Genomic DNA, 7,651 nt, shown 5'->3' with positions numbered 1-7,651 from the left:
GTATCTCTCTTCTCTCGCCTTGAGATATGTAGTATTTAGCAGTGTTTATAGCAGTTTGTAATTCGGTCTGGGTGTTAGGGAATCGGGAATCGGGAATCGGGAATCGGGAATCGGGAGTAGGGAGTATGGAATCGGGAAACAAGACTGTGTACCTGATTAGGCTAAAAACCGCTAAATAATATGTAGAGCAGTTATAAACCAATTTATAGCTGCTCTATATAACTATTGTTTGATTGATAATTTTTCTAAAAAAACATATACAGCAGTTTGCAATTCAATTAGGTACAAATTTCTAGGTTTTTAGGGAGCAGGGACTGAGGCCGTGGGCCACGCGGGGCGCGTTCGGAGCAGGGAGTAGGGAAGAGGGAAGAGGGAAAACAATCCTGTGTACCTGATAGTTATGCAAACCGCCGTAAAAAAATAATTTTTAATAATCTCTGATTAATTTACCCATAAATTTTAATTAATAAGTGGAGAAAATTAATCTAATTTCCACTTTTTTTATATTTCCTATTCTCGATTCCCGATTCTCGATTCCCGATTCCCGATTCCCGATTCCCTAATTCCTAAAACTCAACACAAAAATCCCTGAGGTTATTGTATGATATCAAGACAGTAAAAAGCATCAGCCATAATGACTATCGGGATTTGGGTACTAGGGGATCAACTTTGGACTCAACAATCAGCGCTAAACAGTTGTCAACAAAACCATCAAAATACGCCAGTAATTCTGATTGAATCCCTAAGCTACGTCCAACAAAGACGTTACCACCGCCAAAAACTCGTATTCATTTGGTCAGCCATGGGCCACTTTAAAACCAACTCGACTTAAGCAGCACAGAAGGATTTATTCGTCAAGTCCTGGGTTGGCGGGAATATATGCACGGCATTTATATCTATATGAACCCTGACTACTCCCAAAGCAATTGGTTCAACCACACCCAGCCCCTACCTGACTTTTACTGGCATGCCGAGAAAACAGACATGAACTGTTTACTCCAAATTTTGAGTCAGGTTGAACGAACCGGTTACGCCCATCACATTCAGCGACTGATGGTGTTGAGCAATTTTGCTCTAATTGTTGGAGTTTCCCCTCAATCGATCTTAGGTGCGCTTTCCGTTGGCGAATTAAATTCGCCACGGGTCGCACCTGAAGAATGGTTTCATGGAGCCTTTATTGATGCCTATGATTGGGTCATGCAAACCAATGTGATTGGTATGGGTCAGTTTGCCGATGGCGGCATCCTAGCATCCAAACCTTACGCTGCATCAGCTAATTACATCAATAAAATGAGCGACTACTGCAGCAGTTGTGCTTACAATCCTCGGAAACGCACTGGGGAGGGAGCCTGTCCCTTTAATTTCCTCTACTGGGATTTTCTCTGCCGCCACCGTGACCAACTCAAGGCTCAAGGCCGCATGAGTTTAGTCTTGTCTCACATCGACAGAATCTCTGATCAAGACATACAACAAATTCGTGAAGAGGCTCTAAGGTGGCGTAGCGACAATATACCCGAACATACCACATAATTATGTTATAAGCAATTAGTCAGTGGTTATATTTTTTTTCATTGTTTTTTCCTTAAGGACTCAACTGAAGAGTTTGCTAATCAGAGTTTGCTAATATAGCGCTCCTAAATGAATTGTGAGAATTTTTGATGCCATATTCCCTACTCCCTGTTCCGGTGATCCGCTGTTCCCTGTTCCGGTGATCCGCTGTTCCCTTTGCTATAGATCACAGGTCACAATCCACAATTGCCCCATCTGTCGTCACCAGTTTTCCACCGCCAACGAAACCGTAAGAATTCTTATCGTTTGTCCCAACTTTCCCCCACAGATTCCCCACTGTTTCCACACAGAGCTTCAACCTTTTCCACAGTTTTCCCATAGTTTTCCACAAGCCTCAACGGTGGCATTAGGTATTCCAGTTTTACTGGGGATTTTCCCGACTTAGTATTCCGCAGCAGTTAAGACCGCAGTTTATGTAAAGTTATGTAAAAAAAAAGCGCTTCAAACCCTGATTATTTCGTATACATTTCGGAATTTGAACAGGAGTTGTAATATTTCGCAGCATTGACAAACCCACCCCATTTCAGATGAAAATGGTGCGACCAACCTATAAAAAAATTTGCTCTAAGCTAACCTACGCCCACTAGCAGGGGTTAGCACGGACTACCCTAGGCTATTTGGGGATAGTTCTGAACTAAAGCAAGGGTGGCATCAAAATTCAGTGCTTCGGTGCTAGCTTGTCTTGGCTTTCTTTTGGCCAAGGCAGTTATCTGAAGTGCTTGAAATCAGGTGGCTTTTTCCAAAAATACCTTTATATGAAGAGGTGAATATGAACGCAACCGTAAGTATCCTGGCAGAAATCCCCGAAGACCTGCACGAGTCTCTCAAGCGCTACCTAGAAACCCATCCTAGCTGGGACCAAGACCGGGTCTTCGCAGCAGCACTTTCTCTGTTTTTGCTCCAAAATGGTATTGGTAAGACCCCAGAAACATCCCAGAGTTATCGGGCTTGTGCTCGTGTGTATCTGGAATCCCTCTTTCAATATCCTGCTTAATTAATCCGGGATGGGGAAAGGTATAACGTGTGAAATATAACGTGTGAAATATAACGTGTAAAGTATGACGTGTCAAGTTCAGCACCCATGCCTGCACGGCTTCCCCCTACTCCCCACTCCCCTGTTTATGATGTCCGGAAACATCGAGATCATAAAGCTGAGGTGATGGGTAACCCATTACCCATTACCCATTACCCAAACGATTTTTGACCATGAGCACTATCGAAACAACCGGACAAATTACAATTCCTAAACTGATTGTGGGTTTAGGTAATCCGGAACCCAAGTACGATAAAACGCGGCACAATATCGGTTTTGAAGTGGTCGATGCGATCGCAGGTCGATTACAGATTTCAGGAAGCGAACATCGCCGGTTTCAGGGATGGTTTGGTCAAGGAATTGGACTAAAAGGAAATAAGCTAAGCTTGCTCAAGCCCCTGACATACATGAATCGCTCTGGACAAGCAATTCGGGCGGTGACTGATTGGTACAAGCTAAAACCTGAGTCAGTCCTGATCATTTATGATGATATGGACTTACCAGTAGGGCGTTTGCGTCTGCGCCTTTCTGGTTCAGCGGGAGGACACAATGGCATGAAATCCGCAATTGCCCATCTGGGTACGCAAAACTTCCCTCGCCTGCGGATTGGCATCGGCAAATCCAGTCAGAAGCCAGACACGATCTCCCACGTCCTAGGAAAATTTTCACCCCAGGAAGCCGAGTTAATGTCTGAGGTAGTCCAACTAGCAGTTGAGGCGGTTGAACTGTCTCTTAAGCAAGGTGTGGAAAAAGCAATGAGTCTCTACAATAATCGGAATCTAGCAACTATAGCAAAGGGAACAGGGAGTAGGGAGTAGGGAGTAGGGAGTAGGGAGTAGGGAGTAGGGAGTAGGGAGTAGGGAAGTCGGAAGTGGTAACAAATTCTGTGTACCTCATAGGTATGATAAACGCTATAGTTATAGCGCTACGCAATAACTTACATAATCTGATTAAGGCAGGAGATATCAGCTGAGCCAAAGTGTACACTCAAGGCAATATTCAAGTTTTCCAGAGACGGGACTAACCAGGGTACGCTGTTTCTGGTTTGGGACTCGTAGTGGTTAAACAAAATCGAAAATCGCTTTTCTAAATAGGGCTTGACTTTACGGCAGATCAATACAATCTTGAGCAATAGTCCAGTGGTAATGGTGGTTCCTATATTGCCAATCAAATCAACAAATGTATAGTGATGGGGGCGCTGAGGGCTTTCCACCACCAAAAAATTTAACAATTGACTACAGGTGCGCACCACCATAAATTCATTTGGCCTTTGGTAATCCCATTCAGACAAGGTGTTTTGCAAATGACTATACAACCGCTTGTTAAACTGTTGCTTCCCATAGGCCGGGTCAATCGAGGCAATCAAATATTCATATAAATCGTCCTTGAAGTCTTTGAAACAGGCTGTGTGCTGACTGTGGGTATGGAAGCTACGAGCAACATCTTGGTAAGTGTAAGACCCTTGCACTTTGCCAAAAAACTGCTTGAGAGCACTCGCCAACTCTCGTTCGGTCAGCAATGTGGGATTTGACACTGGTTGAATAATTCGTCTTGGAGTCCTGATCTGCCGATTTCGCATGACATGGGCGCATCGCACCTGATAGGTTACGTACTTAGATAAATCACACTCAAAGCGCCGTTGAACCCTAGCTTGAACTTGCCGGACAGTTTGCTGATATTCCTGAGAGCTGTCTTCACTGAGTAAGCAATGTTCATATAAGTAGGGATACCGCTGAATCAAATTTGCCACTCGCTTAGAACCATTAGAGTATAGAGGTGTATCACTCATTACTATGGATAGACGTTGCAAAGTTAGATATTGCTCTGTTCTTTTGAACAGCTGCATTAGTTCCCGCAGGCGTCTAGGAGCCCGAGAGTGAACCCTCATTGGAGACGGCACATGATCAAACAGAGCTACCAATTCTTGGACTGCTCTTCTGGTGTTTGGTTTCAGATGCCAGTGATTGATCAGAATATGGCAGCAGCGATTGATCACAAATCGGAACTCTGTCCGAGCCCGTTTATCCATTACTATCTTTTCCAAGGCCAACCAGATGTCAAAATCTTCGTATCCCACTCCATCCAGGAAGAGCCTTTTGAAGCGTTCAATTGATTGCTTGGGTGATTCTACCCTTACCCACTGGAGTAAGTGATTGTAAACTTGCTGCTCTTGCAAGCTAATATGTCGAATTTCCGATTCTTTAGAGTCTCTCCAGGTGGTCACTTTAGGTAGCTCTCCTAGGTGCTAAAGCTAGGGCTCATCAATGGTGGTTGGCTTGAGAAGATGAAAATTCAACTTTAAATGGCTTAGCTAACACAAAGAGAGTTTGGGGTATCACAATATATCTACGGCAGTAGATATATTCTAATGATCACCTAAACTTTAGGTGAGCTATTATAGTATTAGTATATCTTCATCTAGTATTTACCTAATTGTGCCAATCAGTGGAAATTGTGAAAATTAAGTAAAAACAATGTGAAATTTATTGAATTACCTGGAAAATAGAGCGTTTAGAGAAAACAGCACAATTAGGACACTGGGAGAACAATAAGGTTATGGTGTGTCGGCTTCTTGTAGGAAAATTAGTTGACATTCTCGCCGCCAAGACAGTAGGCATTCCAGAAAAAATCCTGGAAAAGTCATTCACTGGCATTACCACTGATACCCGTAACCTGGAGCCGGGTCAACTATTTTTAGCACTGCGGGGTGAAAAGTTTGATGGTCATAATTATGCAGCTCTGGCAGTAGAGAAGGGGGCATTAACGGTCATTGCTGAGGCGACTAACGCTAGCCAACTCGAAGGTTTGCCCCTGATTCAGGTAGAAAATACTCTCAAAGCCTACCAGCAAATTGCTCGGTGGTGGCGTGACCAGTTTCAGATTCCGGTGATTGCTGTCACTGGTTCTGTAGGCAAAACTACCACTAAGGAGCTAATCGCAGCAGTTTTGTCTACTAAAGGAACTGTACTCAAAACCCAGGCCAATTACAACAATGAAATCGGTGTACCCAAAACCTTGCTGGAGTTGACACCAGACCATGACTATGCTGTAATCGAGATGGCAATGCGTGGTTCAGGACAGATTGCTGAGTTGACCGAGATCGCCAACCCTACCGTGGGGGTTATTACTAATGTGGGTACAGCTCATATTGGTCTGTTGGGTTCTACTGAAGCGATCGCAAAAGCCAAGTGTGAGTTATTAGCCCATATGTCCAACAACGGTGTCGCGGTTCTCAATCACGACAATCAACGCCTAATTGACACCGCAGCTCAGGTTTGGCAAGGGCAAACCTTAACCTATGGTTTAGAGGGTGGTGATGTCCAAGGACAGTTGATTGCACCGGAAATCCTGAAAGTAGAGGGCATGGAGTTTCCCATCCCCCTCCCAGGTCGCCACAATGCCCTGAACTATCTCGCGGCCCTAGCCATTGGGAAATTATTGGGGGTGGATTGGGAAACCCTCAGGAATGGTTTAAACGTTGAGCTACCCCCAGGGCGATCCCAGCGTTATGAGTTACCTAACGATGTAGTGATTCTCGATGAAACCTACAATGCTGGAGTTGAATCTATGGTAGCTGCTCTCGAAATGCTGGCTCAGACTCCTGGGAAACGACATATAGCAGTACTTGGGGCGATGAAGGAATTGGGAACCCAATCCGGTGAACTTCATCAGCAAGTGGGTCAAAAGGTTGAGCAACTAAATCTAGATGGCTTGCGGATTTTGGTGGATGAAAGTGATCCAGAAGCGGAAGCGATCGCAACCGGTGTTACTTCGGTGCCAGTTGAGTCTTTCTGTGACTCTAATCCTCTAGTGGAACATCTACTGGAGTTTGTCCAACCTGGAGATCGTCTATTGTTTAAAGCCTCCCATTCCGTTGGTCTCGATCAGGTAGTCAAGCAGTTTAAAGCAGGATTTTCCAAGCAAGATTGATACAGAGCCAACAAATCTGGACTTATCCCCAGATTGGCGATAGTTTACCGCTGAAAACTTGCTCAGCTGGCCCAGTCATGTAAACTCGCTGGTCGGTTTCGGACCATTCAATGTCGAGACAACCACCAGGAAGCTCCACGGTACAAATGCGATCGCTTTTCTGAGTTAACACACCAGCTACCACAGAAGCACAAGCCCCCGTGCCACAGGCGAGAGTTGCCCCAGCACCCCGCTCCCAAACCCGCATCTTGAGATAATCAGGGCGCACCACTTGGATAAATTCTGTATTGGTTCGTTGGGGGAAAACTGAGTGATGCTCAAACAGCGGACCAATAGTTTCCAGAGGTATGGCATCCGCATCCTCCACAAAGGTGATACAGTGAGGATTACCCATACTGACACAGGTAACCTCCCATAATTTGTCAGCTATTTCGATCGGGGTATTGATTACCTTTTGGTCAGCCTCTGCCAAAACAGTCGGAATTTGAGCTGCACTAAGCTGGGGCATGCCCATATCCACCCTGACTTTACCATCGTCCTTGAGTTCAGGAATGATCACCCCAGCCAGGGTATGGATCCGATAGTGTGTTTTGTGATTAGCCCCCTCTAAATCAGCCAGAAACTTTGCTAAACAGCGAATCCCATTACCACACATCTCTGGTTCAGAACCATCAGAGTTGAAAATCCGCATCGTATAGTCAGTACCCTCTTGTCCAGGCAGGGCAAAAATCACACCATCTGCACCGATTCCAAAATTGCGATCGCATAGCTGTAGCGCTTGCTCTGAGGTTATTCTGGGTTTTGGGTCATCCCGATTATCAATCAGAATAAAGTCATTCCCCAGTCCATGGTACTTTGTAAACTCCATAGTCAACCTCCTGATTCATCTGCTCTGGCGCAATGGTAATTCTTTTGCAGCCTTTTGTTTAAGTTTCGCGAATTTTCGTCGATTTAGCTACCGACTGATTAAAATACTTTTTCTGATTATGCTGCCCAAAATCCCAAAAACCCTCCTGGCCAAGTATGATTGGTTATGATTGGTAGGGTTCCCAAACATCCCACGATTTTTTGTGATTATGGCCCAATTCGATACCGGCTTGCCCAGTATTAGTCAAATTC

The 7,651-nt window shown here is 44.8% G+C and carries 8 protein-coding genes and 1 pseudogene; 7 read left to right on the top strand and 2 right to left on the bottom strand.

Annotation, left to right across the window (positions count from 1 at the left end; all coding sequences use genetic code 11):
• Positions 1 to 634: 634 nt before the first annotated feature.
• From F6K20_RS39990 to pth, 6 genes and pseudogenes are all read left to right on the top strand, one after another.
• The gene (locus F6K20_RS39990) at positions 635 to 832 is read left to right on the top strand and encodes a cryptochrome/photolyase family protein (protein WP_008190035.1); all 198 of its coding nucleotides are present in this window, start codon (positions 635 to 637) and stop codon (positions 830 to 832) included.
• A pseudogene (locus tag F6K20_RS16380) lies at positions 817 to 1,530 on the top strand (cryptochrome/photolyase family protein); the annotation flags it as partial. The gene F6K20_RS39990 and the pseudogene F6K20_RS16380, both read left to right, overlap by 16 nt.
• 115 nt (positions 1,531 to 1,645) lie before the next feature.
• The gene (locus F6K20_RS16375; RefSeq protein ID WP_287254661.1) at positions 1,646 to 1,954 is read left to right on the top strand and encodes a hypothetical protein; all 309 of its coding nucleotides are present in this window, start codon (positions 1,646 to 1,648) and stop codon (positions 1,952 to 1,954) included.
• 384 nt (positions 1,955 to 2,338) lie between these two features.
• Positions 2,339 to 2,563 carry a DUF2811 domain-containing protein gene (locus F6K20_RS16370; RefSeq protein WP_070391159.1) on the top strand — a complete coding sequence of 75 codons (225 nt, stop codon included), beginning with the start codon at positions 2,339 to 2,341 and terminating at the stop codon, positions 2,561 to 2,563.
• A gap of 69 nt (positions 2,564 to 2,632) precedes the next feature.
• On the top strand, positions 2,633 to 2,773 hold the full coding sequence (locus tag F6K20_RS16365; RefSeq protein WP_287267606.1) for a hypothetical protein: 141 nt from the start codon (positions 2,633 to 2,635) through the stop codon (positions 2,771 to 2,773).
• Positions 2,774 to 2,775: 2 nt separating this feature from the next.
• Positions 2,776 to 3,420 (top strand): aminoacyl-tRNA hydrolase, encoded by a 645-nt coding sequence (pth, locus tag F6K20_RS16360; protein ID WP_287267605.1) that lies wholly within the window; start codon positions 2,776 to 2,778, stop codon positions 3,418 to 3,420.
• A 119-nt stretch (positions 3,421 to 3,539) separates the two neighbouring features.
• Here pth and F6K20_RS16355 read toward each other — a convergent pair whose 3' ends face one another.
• The gene (locus tag F6K20_RS16355) at positions 3,540 to 4,826 is read right to left on the bottom strand and encodes a Sll1247 family protein (RefSeq protein WP_008190025.1); all 1,287 of its coding nucleotides are present in this window, start codon (positions 4,824 to 4,826) and stop codon (positions 3,540 to 3,542) included.
• Positions 4,827 to 5,158: 332 nt separating this feature from the next.
• On the opposite strand from F6K20_RS16355, the gene F6K20_RS16350 reads away from it, so the two are divergent.
• Entirely contained in the window at positions 5,159 to 6,532 is a 1,374-nt protein-coding gene (locus F6K20_RS16350) for a UDP-N-acetylmuramoyl-tripeptide--D-alanyl-D-alanine ligase (protein ID WP_008190024.1), read from the top strand.
• A 22-nt stretch (positions 6,533 to 6,554) separates the two neighbouring features.
• Here the strand turns inward: F6K20_RS16350 and dapF are convergent, their stop codons facing one another.
• Positions 6,555 to 7,406, bottom strand: a complete 852-nt coding sequence (gene dapF / locus F6K20_RS16345) for a diaminopimelate epimerase (RefSeq protein ID WP_044495301.1) — start codon at positions 7,404 to 7,406, stop codon at positions 6,555 to 6,557.
• Positions 7,407 to 7,651: the final 245 nt, after the last annotated feature.

It is taken from the genome of Moorena sp. SIO2C4, from assembly GCF_010672485.1.
GTDB lineage: Bacteria > Cyanobacteriota > Cyanobacteriia > Cyanobacteriales > Coleofasciculaceae > Moorena > Moorena producens.
The sequence above is the reverse complement of the archived record's forward strand: the minus strand, read 5'-3'. Positions and strand labels throughout refer to the sequence as shown.